A 17642-nucleotide genomic window follows, 5' to 3' on the forward strand; every position below is an offset into this window, starting at 1 on the left:
GCGGGCATGGGGTCATATGAAACAGGCGCCCGGCGTATCACAAAGCATAGACACGGAAGCGGCGTCCCGATAGCGATTGCCGATGCGGGAAGTCGCCGCGCGCGCCGGCAAACCGGCCCGCGGCGCGGGTCGCTTACGCGTCGCCCTGGGTTTCCTTCAGGTGCTTGAGGTGCTTGTAGACGGTCGCGCGGCCCATCCCGAGCACGTTCGCGACGTAGTTCGCCGCGCTCTTGCCGCGGAACGCGCCCTCCGCATAAAGCGCTTCGACGAGCTCGCGCCGGTGCTCGCGCGTGAGCCCGTTCAGCCCGACCTGCCGCTCGCGCAGCCAGCCGTGCAGGAACGTGTTGATGCGCTCCTGCCAGTCGTCGCGGAACAGCTCGTCCGGCTGCGCGACGACGCCCGCGCCCTTGATGAACAGGTCGAGCGTCGCGCGCACCTCGTCGAACACCGCGATGTTGAAGTTGATGCACATCATCCCGGCCGGACGGCCTTCGTCGTCGAACAGCACGTTGCTGACGCAGCGCATCCGCCGGCCGTCCCAGTTCAGCTTCTCGTACGGGCCGATCACGCGCTCGCGCGCGGAATGATCGATTTCCTCGAGCGCGGAATCGTCGCCGACCTCGCGCTTCGACAGGTTGTTCGCGAGATACAGCACGGTCTGGTCGTGCAGGTCGTGGATCACGACTTCCGCGTACGGGAAGAACAGCGCGGCGATACCGTCGGCGATCGGCGCATAGCGGGTGAGCAGCAGGTTCTTGACGGGGGATTGCTTCTTGCGCATCGGGTTCGCCATCTCGGGTGGGCGGGGGCCGGGCAGCGCATCGGGCCGGCGTGCCGGCGCACCGTTGGCCGGCATGCCCGTGCGCCCGCGCGCGGCCGCCGCGGCGGTTGCGCCATTGTATCGGCCCCGCGCGCGAGCGCCGCTCATGCGCGTGCCAGGTGCGTGTACAGCGCGTGGGCGATCGCGATGTCCTCGAGCCCGAGGCCGATCGAGCGGAAGAACGCGTGACGCGTGTACGACGGTGCCGGGCAGGTGCCGGCGACGAGCGCGGGGAGGTCGCCGGCGATCCGCGCGGCGTCCCAGCCGTGTTCGGCTGCCGCGATCTGCATCTCGCCGGCGCTCGCGGGCGTCGTGTGCCGGTAGTCGCAGTACACGTCCATGTCGGGCAGCCAGGCGGGCGGGATCTCGTGCGCGCGCGCGACGTTCGTGCTGATCGACGTGACGAGCGCGGGGCGCGTGAGCATCCCGTCGCCGAGCACGGGCGTGCCCGACGACGTGCACAGCATCACGACGTCCGCGTCGCGCACGCACGCTTCGACGCTCGCCGCGGCGCGGGCGCGCGGATCGAGCTGCGCGAGTGCCGCCTGCTGCGCCGCGTCGCCGGCGAGCGCCGGCGAGTACACGCGGATCGTCTCCCAGTCGCGCAAGCCCGCCGTGTGCCGCAGGTGTGCGAGGCCGACCGCGCCGGCGCCGACGATCGCGAGATGGCGTGCGTCGCGCGGCGCGAGGCAGTCGACCGCGAGCGCGGTCGTGCCGGCCGTGCGCTCGACGGTCAGCAGGCCCGCGTCGCACCACATCAGCGGCTGGCCCGTGCGCATCGACATCAGTGCGGTCCACGCGGTGACGATCGGCTTGCCGCCCGTCACGACATACGGCGACAGCTTCGCGCCGAACACCTGCGCGTCGGCGAGCGCGCCGAGATACGTGATGAAGTCGCCGGCCTGGTCGGGAAACAGCGTGAGCGTTTGCGGCGGCTGCACCGCGCGCGTTGCGGCGAGCGACGCGAACATGCTGCGCAGCGTGCCGAGCACGTCGAGCGACGGCAGGGCCGCGCGCACCGCGGCTTCGTCGACGGTCAGCGGCAGGGTCGGGGCGGTTTGCGTCATGGGGACATCTCCGGTCGGGGCTGGACAGGACCGTCTCGATCGACGGTGTCCGGCAGTGTTCGTGATGGACGAAAAGTCTAATATAGACAAACAAAATCGGGAGAATTTTTCTTTTCGAGACTTCGTGGCGTCGCGTGGTTCGAAAAAAACACCGGTAAATCAATGGTATTTCGTGTGACCGACGAATTTTGGACGTCGCGTATCGGGGCACGATTCTCGTATCCCCTATAGTCTATAGTAGACTTTGAGTCTATATTTCGCGTGCAGGACACGACGCGTCGCCGCGTGGCGGCCGCCTGCTTCGAATGGCGATCCGGCGCCCGGCCGGGGCCGTCGTGTACCGATCTTCATCGCCTCAATCCGGAACGGAAGGACCGTCATGAACTGGAAGCTCTCCCTTTGCGCCGCTGCGGCGCTTGCCTGCGCGGCCGTCACGGCCCATGCGGAACAGACCACGTTGCGCTTCGGGATCGAAGCCGCCTATCCGCCGTTCGAGAGCAAGACGCCGGCCGGCCAGTTGCAGGGTTTCGACGTCGACATCGGCAATGCGGTGTGCGCGAAGCTGAACATGAAATGCGTGTGGGTCGAGAATTCGTTCGACGGCCTGATCCCGGCGCTGCAGGCGCGCAAGTTCGACGCGATCAACTCGGCGATGAACATCACGTCGAAGCGCCGGCAGAGCATCGACTTCACGCCGGCGATCTACGTGGTGCCGATCGTGATGATCGCCAAGCACGGCTCGCCGCTGCGGCCCGATGTCGCGAGCCTGCGCGGCAAGCATGTCGGCGTGCTGCAGGGCTCGTCGCAGGAGGATTTCCTGAAGGCACACTGGGCCACTGCGGGCGTGGCCGTCGTGTCGTACCAGGATCAGGACCAGATCTACGCCGATCTCGTCGCGGGGCGTCTCGACGCGGCCGTGCAGGAAGCGCAGACCGCGCAGGACGGTTTCCTCGACAAGCCGGCCGGCCGCGACTACCAGATCGTCGGCGAGCCGCTGAAGGATCCGGCGACGCTCGGCGAAGGCACGGGCTTCGGGATGCGCAAGAACGACAAGGCGCTGCAGGCGAAGATCGTCGGCGCGCTCGATGCGCTGAAGAAGGACGGCACACTCAGCGCGCTGTCGCAGAAGTACTTCAAGCGCGACATCGTTTCGAAGTAGTCACCGCCGTGCGCCGGCCGCCGCGCCGGCGCGTGTCGCATCGAATCTCGACGCAGTACGGAGAACCATGGATTTCGACGTCATCGTTCTGGGGGCCGGCATCGTCGGCGTGTCGTCGGCGCTGCATCTGCAGGATCGCGGGCTGCGCGTCGCGCTCGTCGACCGGCGTGCGCCCGGCGAGGAAACGAGCCACGGCAATGCGGGGCTGATCGAGCGCTCGTCGGTCGTGCCGTACGCGTTTCCGCGCCGGCTCGGCACGCTGCTGCGCTATGCGCGCAACCGCTCGGTCGATCTCTATTGGGACTACCGCGCGCTGCCCGCGTATGCGGGCTGGCTTGCGCGCTTCTGGCGCGAATCGTCGCCGCAGCGGCTCGCGGCCGCCGCGCGCGACCTGTTGCCGCTCGTCGCGGCGAGCGTCGTGGAGCACGACGCGCTGCTCGCGCGCACCGATGCCCAGCCGCTCGTGCACGACGGCGGGTGGATCGAGGCGTTCCGTTCGCCCGCGCTGTTCGATGCGGAAACCCGCGCGCAGCAGCGCGTGGCCGACGCGCACGGGCTGCGGATGACCGTGCTCGACGCACGTGCGTTGCGGGCGCGCGAGCCCGGCGTCAGCGACGCGTTCTGCGGCGCATTCCACTGGCAGGACCCGAAGACCGTGTCGAGCCCGGGCGGGCTGACCAAGGCCTACGCGCGGCTGTTCGAGCGCGACGGCGGCACGTTCGCGCTTGGCGATGCCAGGACGCTCGTGCAGGTGGATGACGGCTGGCAGGTCGGTACCGAACACGGGCCGATTTCGGCGCGCTCCGCCGTGGTTGCGCTCGGGCCGTGGTCCGATCACGTCTTTGAGCCGCTCGGCTACCGGATTCCGCTGCGCGCGAAGCGCGGCTACCACATGCATTACCGGCCGACGCGCGCACCGTTGAACGTGCCCGTGTGCGATACCGAGGAAGGTTTCGTCGTCGCGCCGATGGAAGGCGGCCGCCTGCGGCTCACGACCGGCGTCGAGATCGCGCTGCGCGGCGCACCGCCGACCGGCGTGCAGCTCGCGCGCGCCGAGCCGCTGGCACGCGATGCGTTCGGGATCGGCGAGCGGCTCGATCCCGAGCCGTGGCTCGGGATGCGGCCGTGCACGCCTGACATGCGCCCGGTGATCGGGCCCGCGCCTCGCCATCGCCACCTGTGGTTTGCGTTCGGCCATTGTCATCACGGGCTCACGCTCGGGCCCGCAACCGGACGCCTGCTCGCCGAAATGATGACGGGCGCACCGACCTATATCGATCCCCATCCGTACCGCCCCGCGCGCTTCGGCTGATCCGGCGGCGCGCGCCGCGTCGCGCGTGCCGGCCTTCACAGTGTTTCAGTCTGCTATCCGAATTATCGGAAATCACGCAATCGGAAATGATCTGCGTAATCGGCAAGAAAGATAATCGCGAAATAAAGAAAATCAGCAAATCGGCGATTTATCAATGCATTTTCATATTGCTGAAATGCGTAATGGGCCGCCGCCGGTGACTGTGTAGCACGCCGTCGCGGCGGGTGTTCCCGTGTTACGCGGAATGTACCGGAACACGTTACCACGGGGCTCGCAAACGTTACGTTACATCCGTGTTCCATCGGCCTTTTTCATCAGATGATTCCGGTTCCCGGGCCACGCATTTCGTCTGAAATCGATTAAAAAAGCGTTATTGCCCGTCAATAGGCAGACGAATCAATCCCGTTTTTGGAATTGGCACACTTCGTGCAATCCGTCCCCATGCTTTATCAACGTTGTGCCAACCGAGATGGGGAAAATAAAGATGGGACACAATCTGAAATTGACGGGTGTGGCGCTGTCGGTCGCGACGGTGTTCGGGGTACTGGCTTCGGGTTCCGCGATGGCGGGGGCCCTCGATGCGCTGCCGATTCCGCAAGTAATCGTCAACCCGCCGACGAACAGCGTGTCGGTCGGGTTGGTCGCGACGGGTACGTCGCCGCTGGGCTCGGTCACAGTGGCGGCAGGCGGGGCGGGCGCGATCCAGACGTCGCTTGGCGACCCCGGCCAGGTGCTGTCGGGTGCCGTGGGGGCGGTGACGGGCGCACTCGGCGGTGGCGGCGGCACGGTACAGCCGCTCGCACCGGTCCAGGGCGTGCTGAATCAGGTGACGGGCGCGCTGAGCGGCGGCAACCCGGCGGGTGCGTTGACCGGTGCGCTGAATACGGCGACGGGGACGCTGAGCAATGCGGTTGGCACGGTCACGGGTGCACTGGGTGGTATCGGCGGCGGGTCGAACCCGCTGGCGCCGGTTCAAGGTGTGGTCAATCAAGTAACGGGTGCGCTCGGTGGTGGCAACCCGGCTGGTGCGTTGACGGGTGCGCTTGGCACGGTCACGGGTGCACTGGGCGGTATCGGCGGCGGGTCGAACCCGCTGGCGCCGGTTCAAGGTGTCGTGAATCAAGTGACGGGCGCGCTAGGTAGCGGCAACCCGGCAGGCGCACTGACGGGCGCACTCGGCACGGTCACGGGCGCACTGGGCGGTATCGGCGGTGGCTCGAACCCGCTGGCGCCGGTTCAAGGTGTGGTCAATCAAGTAACGGGCGCGCTTGGTAGCGGCAACCCGGCAGGCGCACTGACCGGTGCACTTGGCACGGTCACGGGTGCACTGGGCGGTATCGGCGGCGGGTCGAGCCCGCTGGCGCCGGTACAAGGCGTCGTGAACCAAGTGACGGGCGCGCTGGGTAGCGGTAACCCGGCAGGCGCACTGACCGGCGCACTTGGCACGGTCACGGGTGCACTGGGTGGTATCGGCGGCGGGTCGAACCCGCTGGCGCCGGTTCAAGGCGTCGTGAACCAAGTGACGGGCGCACTGGGTAGCGGTAACCCGGCAGGCGCACTGACCGGCGCACTCGGCACGGTGACCGGCGCGCTGGGTAATGTCGGCGGCGGTTCGTACCCGCTTGGGGCGGTTCAAGGCGTCGTCAATCAAGTCACGACGGCGCTCAATAACGGCAATCCGGCTAGTGCATTGACGGGCGCACTCGGTACGGTGGCGGGCGAGCTCGGTGCGGGCAATCCGGCAGGTACGGTGACTGGTGCGATCGGCAACGTAACCGGGGCACTGGGCGCATTGGGCGCCATTGGTGGCGGCGCGGATCCGCTGGCGCCGGTCCAGGGCGTCGTGAATCAAGTAACGGGCGCGCTCGGCAGCGGCAACCCGGCAGGCGCACTGACCGGCGCACTCGGCACGGTCACGGGTGCACTGGGCGGCATCGGCGGCGGTTCGAACCCGCTGGCGCCGGTCCAAGGCGTCGTGAACCAAGTGACGGGCGCACTGGGCAGCGGCAACCCGGCAGGCGCACTGACCGGCGCACTCGGCACGGTCACGGGTGCACTGGGCGGCATCGGCGGCGGTTCGAACCCGCTGGCGCCGGTCCAAGGCGTCGTGAACCAAGTGACGGGCGCACTGGGCAGCGGCAACCCGGCCGGCGCACTGACGGGCGCACTCGGCACGGTCACGGGTGCACTGGGTGGTATCGGCGGCGGCTCGAGCCCGCTGGCGCCGGTCCAAGGCGTCGTGAACCAGGTCACGGGCGCACTGGGCGGCATCGGCGGCGGTTCGAACCCGCTGGCGCCGATCCAGAGCGTCGTCGATCAGGTCACGGGTACGCTCGGCAGCGGCAACCCGGCCGGCGCGCTGAGCAACGCGGTCAACACGATCACGGGCACGCTCGGCAACGTGGGTGGAGCGGGGAGCCCGCTGGCGCCGGTGCAAGGTGTCGTCACGCAGCTCGCCGGCACGCTCGGCGGCTCGAATCCGCTGGCGCCGGTGCAAGGCGTCGTGAACCAGGTCGTCGGCACGCTGTCCGGCGCCGGTGGCGGCAGCCCGATCGCGCCGATCACGAACCTCGTCAACGGCCTGCAGAACGCGCTGCCGACGGGCGGCAACGCAGCCGGCGCACTGACCGGCGCACTCGGCTCGGTGACGGGCGCACTCGGCAACCTCGGCGGCTCGAACCCGCTGGCGCCGGTGCAGGGCGTCGTGAATCAGGTCGTCGGCACGCTCAGCAACAACAATGCGGTCGGCACGGCCACGAACGCACTGGGTAACGCGGTCGGCTCCGTCGTGGGCGCACTCGGCAACCTCGGGGCCTCGAACCCGCTGGCGCCGGTGCAAGGCGTCGTGAACCAGGTCGTCGGCACGTTGTCGGGCGCAGCGGGCAACAACCCGATCGCCCCGATCACGAACCTCGTGAGCGGCCTGACGGGCGGCAGCAACCCGGCCGGCGCACTGACCGGTGCGCTCGGTTCGGTGACGGGCGCGCTCGCGAACGGTCCGGTGGCCCTCGGGCAGGCGGCCGGCGCGCTGTCGGGCGCGGCTGGTTCGACGGCAGCAGCGGGCGGCAGCCTGCTCGGCTCGGGCGCGAACGCGGCCGGCGGCACGGCAGGCGCAGTCGGCTCGCTGCTGTCGACGGGCGCCAACGCGACGGCAACGGTCGTCAACGCGGTCGGCACGACGGTGGGCACGGCACTCGGCTCCGCGCCGGGCCTGTCGGTCACGCCGCACTCGGGCAACAGCGCGCCGGGCAACCCGCTCGCACCGGTGTCGTCGCTGCTCCAGTCGCTGACGGGCGCACTGCCGAAGTAACCGGCCGCACACGCATGGCGGTGCCGGATGGGCCGCCGTGCGCAACGGGTCGCGCAACGCGGCATGACAGCGATGTCATGCCGCGTTGTCTTTGGGGGCCCGCTTTCTTTCGTCGCATGAGTGGCCGCTGCCTGCGCTCGCCGGCCGGCGTGGAATAACCGGTCGCCTCCATCCGTTTACATACCGAATCCCGGCAGCGCCGGCCGGCGGGATAATGGTCGAGACCTGGCCGATCGTCCCGGCCGGTGCCGCCGTGTCGCGATGCCGTGCCAAGGAGAATGGGTATGAAACGGATACTCGTCGCCGCCGCGCTGACGGTGGCAATCGTGCGGCCGGCCGCCGCGGAACCACCGCGAGCCGGCGACGGAAAACTGGTCGACGAAGCGCACATGACGCTGTACGTGTTCGATCGCGATGCGCCCGGCACGAGCGCGTGCGACCGCGCGTGCGCGGCCAACTGGCCGCCTGCGCTTGCCGACGCGTACGACAAGGCAACCGGCGAGCTGAGTCTCGTCGCGCGCGACGACGGCAGCAAGCAATGGGCGTACCGCGGGCACCCGCTGTACCGCTGGAAGCAGGATCGCAAGCCCGGCGACGCGGGCGGCGACGGGATCGGCGGCATGTGGCACGTCGCGCGTCCGTAACTGCACGGCGGTGCGCGAGGCATCCTGATGAGCTACGAATCGGATCTGCTGGTGTGGTTGCCGCATCTCACGCGCTATGCGCGCGCGCTGACGGGCGACCGGGCCTGGGCGGACGATCTCGTGCAGGACACGCTCGAGCGTGCGCTGAACCGCCCGCCGCGCGACTGCGGCAACCTGCGCGCATGGCTGCTGACGCTGCTGCGGCACCGCTTCATCGACCAGTTGCGCGCGCGCCACGAGATCGCGGTCGACGATGCGACGGCACCGTGGCAGACGATGGCCGCGCCGGCCGGCGAAATCGGCGGCCTGGTGCTGCGCGACGTGCAGCGCGCGCTGTACCGGTTGCCGGTCGAACAGCGCGAGGTGCTGCTGCTGGTCGCGCTCGAGGAATTGAGCTATCGCGATGCCGCGGAGGTGCTCGGCGTCCCGGTGGGCACCGTGATGTCGCGGCTCGCACGGGCACGCGGGCAGATGCGCGCGCTGCTGTCGGACGAGCCGTCGGCGCACGGCACGGCTTCACTACGAGTGATCGGGAAGACATGATGGACGATCCGCACAAGCCTTCGAACGAGCGGGACGACGATGCGTCGGCGCAACTGCTGTCCGCGCTGCTGGACGGCGAGCTGTCCGGGCAAGAGCGTCGCGAGGTGCTCGAGCGCGTGCTGGCCGATCCGCAGGAAGCCGAACGATTCGCGCATTACCGCGCGCAGCGCGATGCACTGCAAGCGCTGTTCCCGCTGCCGGGCGCCGCGCCCGCGCTGTTCGTGCAGCGCCGTGCGCCGCGCCGGCGCGCGATTGCCTATGCATTCGCGGGGCTCGCGGCCGGGCTGCTGATCGGCGTCGCGCTGCATGTCGGCTGGGTGACGTTCGGCAGCGAGCCGGCGTTCGCCGCGCGCGCGGATGTCGCGTACGCGACGTACGCGGCCGACCGCGACCATCCGGTCGAGGTCGGGGCGGGCGACCCCGAACGTCTCGTCGCGTGGTTGTCCGCGCGTGTCGGGCGGCCCGTGCGCGCGCCGTCGCTCGACGAATACGGCTACGTGCTGATCGGCGGCCGGCTGCTCCCCGGCGAAGCGGGGCCGGCCGCGCAGCTCATGTACCAGCGCGCGGACGGCGCGCGCGTGACGCTGTACATGACGGCCTACGACGCACGGCGCCTCGCGCCGCAGGCGATGTCGGCCGGCGACCGCTACACGTATTTCTGGTCGGATCGCGGGATGGGCTACGCGTTGTCCGGCCAGGGCGACGAGCGGCGCCTGCGCGAACTCGCGATCGACGCGTGCGGCGACCTCGGCGGCCCGACCGACGCGTGGAAGGGGTGACGCGCGCGGCGCCGGTTCGGAGCAGGCGATGAAGACGACGATGACGAAGGGGCTCGTGCCGATGCTGGTGCCGATGCTGGTGCTGGTGCTGGTGCTGGTGGCGCTCATCGCGGGCAGCGCGCTTGCGCGCGCGGACGGCGACGCGCCGGTGCGCGTGCCCGTCGACGCCGACGGCGTGCAGCGGGTGGCGATCGTCGGCGGCAGCTATTTCTTCCGACCGAACCACGTGATCGTGCGGGCGCACGTGCCGGTCGAGCTGACCGTGTCGGCCGAGCCCGGCCTGGTGCCGCACAGCTTCGAGATCGACGCGCCGCAGGCCGGCATCGCGGTGCACACCGAGCTCGCCACGACACCGAAGACGTTTCGCTTCACGCCGGCGCAGCCGGGCCGGTTCGCCTACTATTGCACGCATCGGCTGCTGTTTTTCAGGAGCCATCGCGAGCGCGGGATGGAAGGCGTGCTCGATGTCGAGGCGGCGCCGTGATCGCCGCGTTGCTGGCCGCGAGCCTGATAGGAGCGAGCATGACCGCCGATCCCGTGACTGTCGCGCAGGCGCATTTCGACCACGTCCGCTCGTACCGCGCGACGATCCGCTCGTCCGCGCGCAGCGGCGAGCACACTGAAATCCGCTACGCGTACCTGAAACCGGGCTTCGTCCGGATGGATTTCGTGTCGCCGCATCACGGCGCGGTGCTCGCCTACGATCCCGGCGACGGCAAGGTGCGGCTGCGTCCGTTCGGTGCGCATGCACCGCCCGCGCTGACGCTGTCGCCGTCCAATCCGCTCGTGCGCGACCGCAGCGGCCACCGGGTCGACCGGTCGGACGTCGGCGAACTGCTGCGCAACGTCCATGCGCTGCAGGAGGGCGGCGCGACGGTGACCGAAGGCGAGGAGGCCGTCGGCGGCCGGACCGCGCTGCGCGTGTCGGTCACGGGCGCCCCCGCGCATGTGGTCGACGGCGTGCATCGCTACCGGCTGTGGCTGGATACCGAGGATGGCTTTCCGCTGAAGGTCGTCAGCTTCGCGGACGATGACGACGTGCCGCTCGAAACCGTGACGCTCGACGACGTCGAGATCGACGTCGCGTTTCCCGAACGCTTCTTCGCGCCCTGAGCGGTGCGCTGACTCATGCCCGTGACGGGCATGCCGGAGGCTGCATGGCGGAATACCGGTTCTCGACGACCTGGCGCGTGGACGCGCCGCTCGCGGTGGTGTGGGACGCGATCTACCAGGTCGACCGCTGGCCCGACTGGTGGAAGGGTGCCGTGAGCACCGTCGAGATCGAGCCGGGCGATGCGCGCGGCGTCGGCGCGCTGCACCGGTACACGTGGAAGGGGGCGCTGCCGTACCGGCTGACCTTCGACATGCGCGTGCGGCGCGTCGAGCCGCCGCATGCGCTCGAAGGTCGTGCGAGCGGCGCGATCGAAGGCGACGGATGCTGGTCGTTCATCGCCGATGGCGCCCGCACGATCGTGCGCTATGACTGGCACATCCGCACGCACGTGCGCTGGATGAACCGGCTGGAGCCGCTCGGTCGCCCGCTGTTCCGATGGAACCATGACGTCGTGATGCGCGAAGGCGCGAAGGGGCTCGCGCGGCTGCTGGGCGCGGCGGTCGAGACGGAGGGCCGGACGTTCCGGCCGTTGTCGGATGCGGGCTGCGCCGATGCCTGAACGCGTGTGAACGCGAGCAGCAGCGCGTAAAGCGCGTAGCGGCGTGCCGCGCCGCTCAGCGCGCGTACGCCATGACCGCGCCATCCACCACCAGTGCGACACGTTCGCCGACGGCCGGACACCGGTGTCCCGGCACGCGTGCGCGCACGAGCACGTCGCCATCGGCATCGAGGCGTACGAGCACGTCGGCGTCCTGGCCCGCGAACTGCGCGGCTTCGACGCGCGCCGTATGGCCGCGCGCCGCGTCGGCGTGCGTGACCGGCACGATGCCGATCTGCTCGGGACGCAGCATCGCATCGGCCGGCCCGTCGGGCAGCGGCGCGACGAGCGGCAGTTCGCCGAGCGCGCAGGCGATGCGCATGCTGCGCACGTGACCGGCGAGCAGCACGGCCTGCCCGACGAACGACGCGACGTCGCGCGTGACGGGCTGCCGGTACAGCATCTGCGGCGCGGCCGTCTGCACGAGCCGGCCGTGCCACATCACGGCCACTTCGTCGCCAAGCGTCATCGCTTCGGGCTGGTCGTGCGTGACGAGAACCGAGGTCGCGCCCGCTGCCGCGAGCGCATCCGCGACCGCGCTGCGCGTTTCGTGGCGCAGCGACGTGTCGAGCGCCGAGAACGGTTCGTCGAGGATCACGAGCGACGGCTCGGGCGCGAGCGCGCGAGCCAGCGCGACGCGCTGCTGCTGTCCGCCGGACAGTTGCTGCGGCGCACGGCTCGCATACGACGCGGGCAGCCCGACCATCTCGAGCAGCTCGTCGACGCGATGATGGCGCCGCCGCGCCGCGCGCGGCAGCCCGAATGCGATGTTGTCGGCCACCGACAGATGCGGAAACAGCGCGCCTTCCTGCGGCACGTAGCCGATCCGGCGCTGTTCGGGCGGCAGGTGCACGTCGGGTGCGGCCACGCGGCGCCCGTCGATTTCGACGGTGCCGCGCTCGGCACGCTCGAAGCCGCACAGCACGCGCAGCAGGGTGGTCTTGCCGCTGCCGGACGGGCCGAGCAGCGCGAGGCGCGAGCCGCGCCGCACCGTGAGGTCGATGTCGTGCAGGACGGTATGCGATCCGAACGATTTCGACAGGCCGTGGATGCGTAGTTCGCTCATGGGCGGTTCCGGGGAAAAAGGGCGGCGCTCAGTCGCGCACCGACGCGCGGCCGAGCAGCAGGAACAGCAGTCCCGATGCACCGAGCGACAGCGCCACGAGCAGCGCGACATAGGGCGCCGCGGCGGCGAACGCGAGTGTCGCCGTATCGCTCCACACCTGCGTCGCGAGCGTGCGGGTGCCGATCGGCGACAACAGCAGCGTCGCGTTGAGTTCCGTCACGACCGAGATGAACACCATCGTCGCGGCCGCGCCGAGGCCGGGCGCCGCGAGCGGCAGCACCACGCGTGTGAGCGTCGCGCGCCAGCCGAGACCGAGCGAGCGCGCGGTTTCCTCGAGCCGCACCTGCACGTGCGACAGCGCGGCGCGCACGCTGACGACCGCGAGCGGCAGGAACAGGATCGCGTACGCGCCGACGAGCGCCGGTGCGCTCTGGTAGAGCGGCTGCAGCAGCCGCACCGTGATCGACACGATTGCCAGCGCGACGACGATGCCCGGCACGCCCTGCACGGTCATCGCGGTACGCTCGAGCAGCGTCGCGACGCGCCCCGGATAACGGACCAGCAGGAACGCGAGCGGCAGCGCGAGCAGCGTGGTGACGGCCGCCGCCATCAGGCCATAGCCGGACGACGCAAGCGTGGCCTGCCACAGCAGCTCGGGCGACACGTCGGCCGGCGTGACGGCGGCCGCGCCCTGTTGCGTGAGCCAGTAGCCGATCATCGCGAGCGGCACGCCGAGCGTCGCGGCCGCGAGCGCGGCGAACGCGACGGTGACGGGGCCGCGCAGATAGCCGAGCGGATAGCGCATCGCGACGCGGCGCGCGGCGCGGTGCGTATGGCCGTAGCGCGCATGGCCGCGCGCGCGTGCCTCGATCGCGAGGCACAGCAGGCACAGCGCGATCAGCACGCAGCCGAGCAGCGACGCGCCACCGCCATCGAACGCGGTGCGGTATTCCGCATAGATCTCGGTCGTGAACGTGCGAAAGCGCAGCAACTGGAATGCGCCGAACTCGGACAGCACGCCGAGCGCGACGAGCAGCATCCCGCCGCACAGCGCGGGGCGCAACTGCGGCAGCACGACGCGGAAGAAGGTATGCCACGGCGAGCAGCCGAGCGTGCGCGCGCTTTCTTCCAGCGCGGGATCGAGTTCGCGCAGCGCGGCGGCCACCGGCAGGTAGACGAGCGGGAAGTACGCGGAAGTCAGCACGATCAGCGCGCCGAGGAAGTCCTGCAGGTCGAGGCTCAGCGACACCCACGCATAGCTCGTGATGAACGGCGGCACCGCGAGCGGCGCGGCCGCGAGCGCGGTCCACAGCGGCCGCGCGGGCAGGTCGGTGCGCTCGATGAACCACGCGAGCGCCGTGCCGAGCAGCGTGCACGCGAGGGTCGCGGCGAGCGTGATCGACAACGTGTTGACCAGCAGTTCGCCGACGAGCGGGCGCCACAGCAGCTCGATCGCGTCGTCGACGCCGAAGGTGGCCGCGCGGTACAGCGTGAAGCCGAGCGGCAGCAGGATCGCGAGCGGCCCGCACGCGGCCGCGGCGACGAGCGCGCGCGACGGGCGGCGCCGTGTCGCGGTGTGCTCGCCGTCGCGTGCGGTGCTTGCCGTGGGGGACACGGCGTCGCTCATGGTCAGAGCAGACCTGCCTGGCGCAGAAGCTTGCCGGCCTGGCTGTCGTCGCCGAGCTGTTCGAACGTCAGCGCCGGCGGGCTCAGTTCGTTGAACGGCTTCAGGATCGGATCGGGTGCGACGCCCGGATGCAGCGGGTACTCGAAGCTGATATGGCCGCCGGCCATGAGTTTCTGCGCGCGCTCGCTGACGAGATATGCGACGAACTTCTGCGCTTCCGGCTGGTGCTTCGATGCCTTCAGCACTGCGGCGCCGGACACGTTGACGGCACCGCCGACGTCGCCTTTGCCGAAGTGGTAGATCGCGCTGCGGGTCGACTTGTCGCCGAGCTCGGCGTGCAGGCGGTCCCAGTAGTAGTTGTTGATGATGCCGGTCAGCACGCCGCCGCGGTTGACGGCCGCCGTCACGCCTTCGTCGTCGTCGAAGATCTGCGCGTTGGCCTTCAGGCCCTTCAGCCATTGCAGCGTCGCGGCTTCGCCGTGCAGTGCGAGCACCGCGCTCACGAGCGGCAGGAAGTCTGCATCGCTCGGCGCGACGCCGACCTTGCCCTTCCATTCGGGCTTCGCGAGATCGAGCAACGATGCGGGCAATTGCTGCGGCTGGATTTTCGCGGTGTTGTAGACGAGCACGTTCTCGCGCGCGAGCACGCCGACCCAGTTGCCGTCCGCCGGGTTGAAGCGCGCGGGCACCGACTGCAGCGTGGCGGCGTCGGTCTTCGCGAACAGGCCCTTGCGGTCGAGCAGCACGAGCTCCGGCGAGTTCTCGGTGAAGTACACGTCGGCCGGCGTGCGGTCGCCTTCCGCGACGAGCTGCGCGGCGAGTGCCGGGCCTTCGCCCGAGCGCACCTTCACGGTGATGCCGCTCTGCGCTTCGAAGTCCTTGACGAGCTGGTTGACGACCTGCTCGTGCTGCGCGTTGTACAGCGTGAGCGTCGCGGCATGCGCGCGCGCGGCGTGCAGCGCGCCGGTCAGCATCAGCGCGGCGGCCGCCGCGGAAATCAGGTGCCGCAGCGGGCGGCTAACGGGTGAAGTATTCATGTGTTTTTTAGCAGGTTGCACCCGGCCGGGGCCGGGAAGGTGTGCCTTGGCTTGCGTTGCGGGCCGTCATGCCTCGAACAGCGCGGCGCCGATGTACGAACCCGGTTGCGCGCCCGGCGGGCACGCGAAGATCGCGCTGCCGACGTGCGTGGTGAACTGGTTCATGATGTCCATCTTTGCGAGCTTCTCGTTGATCGGAATGAAGCCCTTGCGCGGGTCGCGCTGGTGCGCGACGAACATCAGCCCCGCGTCGTACTCGGTCTGCTGGCGCCACGGCGGCCAGCGCTCGATGTAAAAGCTCGTGCTGTCGTTGTACGAGTACGCGCGGCGCAGGATCTGCGCGCCGTTGTTCAACTGCGGCGATGCGAGGCGCGCGTGCGCGTTGTCGGGGATCACCGGGTTGCCGTCCTTGTCGGCCGCGTCGAGATCGAGCGCCTCGAACTCGTGCTTCTGGCCGAGGGGTGCGCCGCTGTACTTGTGACGGCCGACCACCTGCTCCTGGAAGCCGAGCTCCGTGTTGTCCCAGTGCTCGAGCGTGATGCGGATCCGGCGCACGACCGTGTAGGTGCCGCCGTTCATCCATGCCGGGCCTTCGCTGCCGGCCCACACGAATTCATCCATTGCGGCCGGATCGGACATCGGCGGATTCATCGTGCCGTCCTTGAAGCCCATCAGGTTGCGCGGCGTCTCGCCGGGCTTGCCCGACGTGAAGCCGGCCTGGCCCCAGCGCATCTGCGTCGCCTTCGCGCCGAGGCGCACGAGCTGGCGCACCGCGTGGAACGCGACCTGCGCGTCGTCGGCGCACGCCTGGATGAACAGGTCGCCGCCGGTCTTTTCGGGCAGCAACTGGTCGCCATTGAAGCGCGGCAGGTCGACGAGCGCGGCGGGGCGATGCTTCGCGAGGCCGAAGCGGTCCTTGCCGGCGAGCGCGAACATGCCGGGGCCGAAGCCGAACGTGATCGTCAGGCGCGCAGGGCCGAGGCCGAGCGCGTCGCCCCCGTCGGCCGGCGCGACCTCGTCGTTACCCGTCGTGGCGAGCGGCAGCGCGGTGTCGCCGCGCGCCATCCGCGCGGCCGCGTCGGTCCAGGTCTTCAGCAGCGCGATGACGTCCGCGCGCTGGGCCGTCGTCAGGTCGAGCGCCGCGAAATACGCGTGGCGCTGCTGCGGCGTCGCGATGCCGCTCTGGTGTTTGCCGTAGAACGGCTCGACGCCGTCATGCGCGGAAGCGGGCGCGGGTGCGGGTGCGGCGGCGGGTGCATCCGCGGCCTTCGCGGCCGGGATCGACGCCGCCGCGAGGCCGGCGGCCACCGCGGCGCCGCCCGCCTTCAGGAAGCCGCGCCGCGTCGGGCGGGGTGGCTGGTTGGAATCGTCTGCCATGATCGGCTCCCTTACTTCGCGAGCAACAGCGTGTTGACGTCGTCCGCGACGTAGTAGAAGCCGTCGCCTTCAGGCGTCATTGCGATGCCGAACAGGTTGCCGTTGCCGGGGGGCGACTGCGCCTTGTCGGTATTGATCCAGCGCGCGTAGATTTGCTTGCCGGCGACCGGGTCGATCTCGACGACCTGGCCGTTCTGCCCGTTGGTCGTGAGCAGGTGGCCGTTCGGCGCGGTGGCGAGCGCGAGCGGGCGGCGCAGGAAGCCGTCGGCGGTGATCTGGCGGCCGACGCCCGCGCTGGTGTCGCGCGTGAGCGGGTCGTCGATCTCGACGATGCGGTTGCCGATCGCGTCCGACACATACAGTTTCTTCTGGTCGCCGGACAGCGCGAGGCCGGTCGGGCCGACCAGGAACACGCCTTTGTCGGCCTGCGCGCCGAGGCCGCTCGCGACGACCGTTTCCTGCTTGATCACGGGCGGCTTGCCGGCCGGCACGTCGAGGTCGAGACGCAGCACGGTCGCCTGCTTGTAGACGGGCGGATTGCCGTCCGCGCCGCCGACGCCGAAGCCGGCCATGCTGACGAACAGCGTCGCGCTGTCGCCGCGGTCGACCACGGCCATGTTGCCCCACGGGTCGTTGATGTTCGGGGTCGACCACGTCGACGCGATCTTGCCCTGCGGATCGAGCACGATCATGCAGCCGGCGCCCTTGGTGTTGGTCGTGCCGTCGTTGCTCGGCGTGCTGCCGACGATCACCCAGCCCGACTTCAGCATCGTCATCGCCGTCGACAGGCCGACGCCGCCCGGGCACGCCTTCAGGTCGCGCGGAATCGACGCGAACAGGCTCATCTGCTTCGTCGACGGGCGGTAGTTGACGATCGTGCTGCCGGTGCCTTGCAGGTTCGCCGAGTTGTTGAAGTTGTCGACGAGCACGTCGCCCGCCTGGATCGTGCCGGCCGACACCGGCGCGACCGCGATCGCGTACGGATTCTGGTCGCCGTTGTCCGGCACCGTGTTGACGAGCGTGACGTGGCGATGCACGGTCTCGAGGAAACCTTGCGGCTCGGCGAGTGCGCCGGCGGCGGCCGTCAGTGCGGCGGCGGCCAGTGCGCCCGTCGCGAGGCGGCGAAGCGGAGCGGATGGATTCATGTGGGTCTCCTGGGGAGCGCGCCGTCCGGGCGGCGCGCGAAAAG

Annotated in this window: 16 protein-coding genes; 9 read left to right on the top strand and 7 right to left on the bottom strand. The window is 70.0% G+C overall.

Annotation, left to right across the window (positions count from 1 at the left end; translation table 11 throughout):
• Nucleotides 1-133 precede the first annotated feature (133 nt).
• Nucleotides 134-928, bottom strand: a complete 795-nt coding sequence (locus BCEP18194_RS09760) for a helix-turn-helix transcriptional regulator (protein WP_041492752.1) — start codon at nucleotides 926-928, stop codon at nucleotides 134-136.
• Nucleotides 925-1887: an ornithine cyclodeaminase family protein gene (locus tag BCEP18194_RS09765; protein WP_011351120.1), complete on the bottom strand. Its 963-nt coding sequence runs from the start codon at nucleotides 1885-1887 to the stop codon at nucleotides 925-927. The genes BCEP18194_RS09760 and BCEP18194_RS09765 overlap by 4 nt, the downstream gene beginning before the upstream one ends.
• Nucleotides 1888-2266: 379 nt before the next feature.
• Between BCEP18194_RS09765 and BCEP18194_RS09770 the strand changes: the two genes are divergently transcribed.
• From BCEP18194_RS09770 to BCEP18194_RS09810, 9 genes are all read left to right on the top strand, one after another.
• Entirely contained in the window at nucleotides 2267-3046 is a 780-nt protein-coding gene (locus BCEP18194_RS09770) for an ABC transporter substrate-binding protein (protein ID WP_011351121.1), read from the top strand.
• A gap of 67 nt (nucleotides 3047-3113) precedes the next feature.
• On the top strand, nucleotides 3114-4358 hold the full coding sequence (locus BCEP18194_RS09775) for an NAD(P)/FAD-dependent oxidoreductase (RefSeq protein ID WP_011351122.1): 1245 nt from the start codon (nucleotides 3114-3116) through the stop codon (nucleotides 4356-4358).
• Between the two features lie 484 nt (nucleotides 4359-4842).
• A complete protein-coding gene (locus BCEP18194_RS09780) occupies nucleotides 4843-7668 on the top strand; it encodes a beta strand repeat-containing protein (protein ID WP_011351123.1) in 2826 nt (941 codons plus the stop codon).
• A 284-nt stretch (nucleotides 7669-7952) separates the two neighbouring features.
• Nucleotides 7953-8312 (top strand): COG4315 family predicted lipoprotein, encoded by a 360-nt coding sequence (locus BCEP18194_RS09785; RefSeq protein ID WP_011351124.1) that lies wholly within the window; start codon nucleotides 7953-7955, stop codon nucleotides 8310-8312.
• Between the two features lie 27 nt (nucleotides 8313-8339).
• Entirely contained in the window at nucleotides 8340-8855 is a 516-nt protein-coding gene (locus BCEP18194_RS09790) for a sigma-70 family RNA polymerase sigma factor (RefSeq protein ID WP_011351125.1), read from the top strand.
• The gene (locus BCEP18194_RS09795) at nucleotides 8852-9634 is read left to right on the top strand and encodes an anti-sigma factor family protein (protein ID WP_011351126.1); all 783 of its coding nucleotides are present in this window, start codon (nucleotides 8852-8854) and stop codon (nucleotides 9632-9634) included. The genes BCEP18194_RS09790 and BCEP18194_RS09795 overlap by 4 nt, the downstream gene beginning before the upstream one ends.
• 61 nt (nucleotides 9635-9695) lie before the next feature.
• Nucleotides 9696-10118 carry a hypothetical protein gene (locus BCEP18194_RS09800; protein WP_063712426.1) on the top strand — a complete coding sequence of 141 codons (423 nt, stop codon included), beginning with the start codon at nucleotides 9696-9698 and terminating at the stop codon, nucleotides 10116-10118.
• Nucleotides 10115-10747 (top strand): LolA family protein, encoded by a 633-nt coding sequence (locus BCEP18194_RS09805; RefSeq protein WP_041492753.1) that lies wholly within the window; start codon nucleotides 10115-10117, stop codon nucleotides 10745-10747. The genes BCEP18194_RS09800 and BCEP18194_RS09805 overlap by 4 nt, the downstream gene beginning before the upstream one ends.
• Nucleotides 10748-10791: 44 nt before the next feature.
• Nucleotides 10792-11307 carry an SRPBCC family protein gene (locus BCEP18194_RS09810; protein WP_011351129.1) on the top strand — a complete coding sequence of 172 codons (516 nt, stop codon included), beginning with the start codon at nucleotides 10792-10794 and terminating at the stop codon, nucleotides 11305-11307.
• A gap of 55 nt (nucleotides 11308-11362) precedes the next feature.
• Here the strand turns inward: BCEP18194_RS09810 and BCEP18194_RS09815 are convergent, their stop codons facing one another.
• The 5 genes from BCEP18194_RS09815 to BCEP18194_RS09835 all read right to left on the bottom strand — a co-directional run bounded on the left by BCEP18194_RS09815 (nucleotide 11363) and on the right by BCEP18194_RS09835 (nucleotide 17598).
• Nucleotides 11363-12412, bottom strand: coding sequence for an ABC transporter ATP-binding protein (locus tag BCEP18194_RS09815; protein WP_011351130.1), 1050 nt, complete (start codon nucleotides 12410-12412; stop codon nucleotides 11363-11365).
• Nucleotides 12413-12440: 28 nt separating this feature from the next.
• Nucleotides 12441-14039: an ABC transporter permease gene (locus BCEP18194_RS09820; protein ID WP_011351131.1), complete on the bottom strand. Its 1599-nt coding sequence runs from the start codon at nucleotides 14037-14039 to the stop codon at nucleotides 12441-12443.
• 2 nt (nucleotides 14040-14041) lie between these two features.
• Nucleotides 14042-15076 carry an iron ABC transporter substrate-binding protein gene (locus BCEP18194_RS09825; protein ID WP_011351132.1) on the bottom strand — a complete coding sequence of 345 codons (1035 nt, stop codon included), beginning with the start codon at nucleotides 15074-15076 and terminating at the stop codon, nucleotides 14042-14044.
• 66 nt (nucleotides 15077-15142) lie between these two features.
• Nucleotides 15143-16453, bottom strand: a complete 1311-nt coding sequence (gene efeB / locus BCEP18194_RS09830) for an iron uptake transporter deferrochelatase/peroxidase subunit (RefSeq protein ID WP_011351133.1) — start codon at nucleotides 16451-16453, stop codon at nucleotides 15143-15145.
• An 11-nt stretch (nucleotides 16454-16464) separates the two neighbouring features.
• Complete coding sequence (locus BCEP18194_RS09835) at nucleotides 16465-17598, bottom strand: hypothetical protein (protein ID WP_011351134.1); 1134 nt, start codon at nucleotides 17596-17598, stop codon at nucleotides 16465-16467.
• Nucleotides 17599-17642 lie beyond the last annotated feature (44 nt).

It is taken from the genome of Burkholderia lata (assembly GCF_000012945.1).
GTDB lineage: Bacteria > Pseudomonadota > Gammaproteobacteria > Burkholderiales > Burkholderiaceae > Burkholderia > Burkholderia lata.

What these genes read in the sequence shown, in the direction of transcription:
- BCEP18194_RS09760 (WP_041492752.1), bottom strand. Translation starts at nt 928, where the DNA reads ATGAGCGGCGCTCGCGCGCGGGGCCGATACAATGGCGCAACCGCCGCG.
- BCEP18194_RS09765 (WP_011351120.1), bottom strand. Translation starts at nt 1,887, where the DNA reads ATGACGCAAACCGCCCCGACCCTGCCGCTGACCGTCGACGAAGCCGCG.
- BCEP18194_RS09770 (WP_011351121.1), top strand. Translation starts at nt 2,267, where the DNA reads ATGAACTGGAAGCTCTCCCTTTGCGCCGCTGCGGCGCTTGCCTGCGCG.
- BCEP18194_RS09775 (WP_011351122.1), top strand. Translation starts at nt 3,114, where the DNA reads ATGGATTTCGACGTCATCGTTCTGGGGGCCGGCATCGTCGGCGTGTCG.
- BCEP18194_RS09780 (WP_011351123.1), top strand. Translation starts at nt 4,843, where the DNA reads ATGGGACACAATCTGAAATTGACGGGTGTGGCGCTGTCGGTCGCGACG.
- BCEP18194_RS09785 (WP_011351124.1), top strand. Translation starts at nt 7,953, where the DNA reads ATGAAACGGATACTCGTCGCCGCCGCGCTGACGGTGGCAATCGTGCGG.
- BCEP18194_RS09790 (WP_011351125.1), top strand. Translation starts at nt 8,340, where the DNA reads ATGAGCTACGAATCGGATCTGCTGGTGTGGTTGCCGCATCTCACGCGC.
- BCEP18194_RS09795 (WP_011351126.1), top strand. Translation starts at nt 8,852, where the DNA reads ATGATGGACGATCCGCACAAGCCTTCGAACGAGCGGGACGACGATGCG.
- BCEP18194_RS09800 (WP_063712426.1), top strand. Translation starts at nt 9,696, where the DNA reads ATGCTGGTGCCGATGCTGGTGCTGGTGCTGGTGCTGGTGGCGCTCATC.
- BCEP18194_RS09810 (WP_011351129.1), top strand. Translation starts at nt 10,792, where the DNA reads ATGGCGGAATACCGGTTCTCGACGACCTGGCGCGTGGACGCGCCGCTC.
- BCEP18194_RS09815 (WP_011351130.1), bottom strand. Translation starts at nt 12,412, where the DNA reads ATGAGCGAACTACGCATCCACGGCCTGTCGAAATCGTTCGGATCGCAT.
- BCEP18194_RS09820 (WP_011351131.1), bottom strand. Translation starts at nt 14,039, where the DNA reads ATGAGCGACGCCGTGTCCCCCACGGCAAGCACCGCACGCGACGGCGAG.
- BCEP18194_RS09825 (WP_011351132.1), bottom strand. Translation starts at nt 15,076, where the DNA reads ATGAATACTTCACCCGTTAGCCGCCCGCTGCGGCACCTGATTTCCGCG.
- efeB (WP_011351133.1), bottom strand. Translation starts at nt 16,453, where the DNA reads ATGGCAGACGATTCCAACCAGCCACCCCGCCCGACGCGGCGCGGCTTC.
- BCEP18194_RS09835 (WP_011351134.1), bottom strand. Translation starts at nt 17,598, where the DNA reads ATGAATCCATCCGCTCCGCTTCGCCGCCTCGCGACGGGCGCACTGGCC.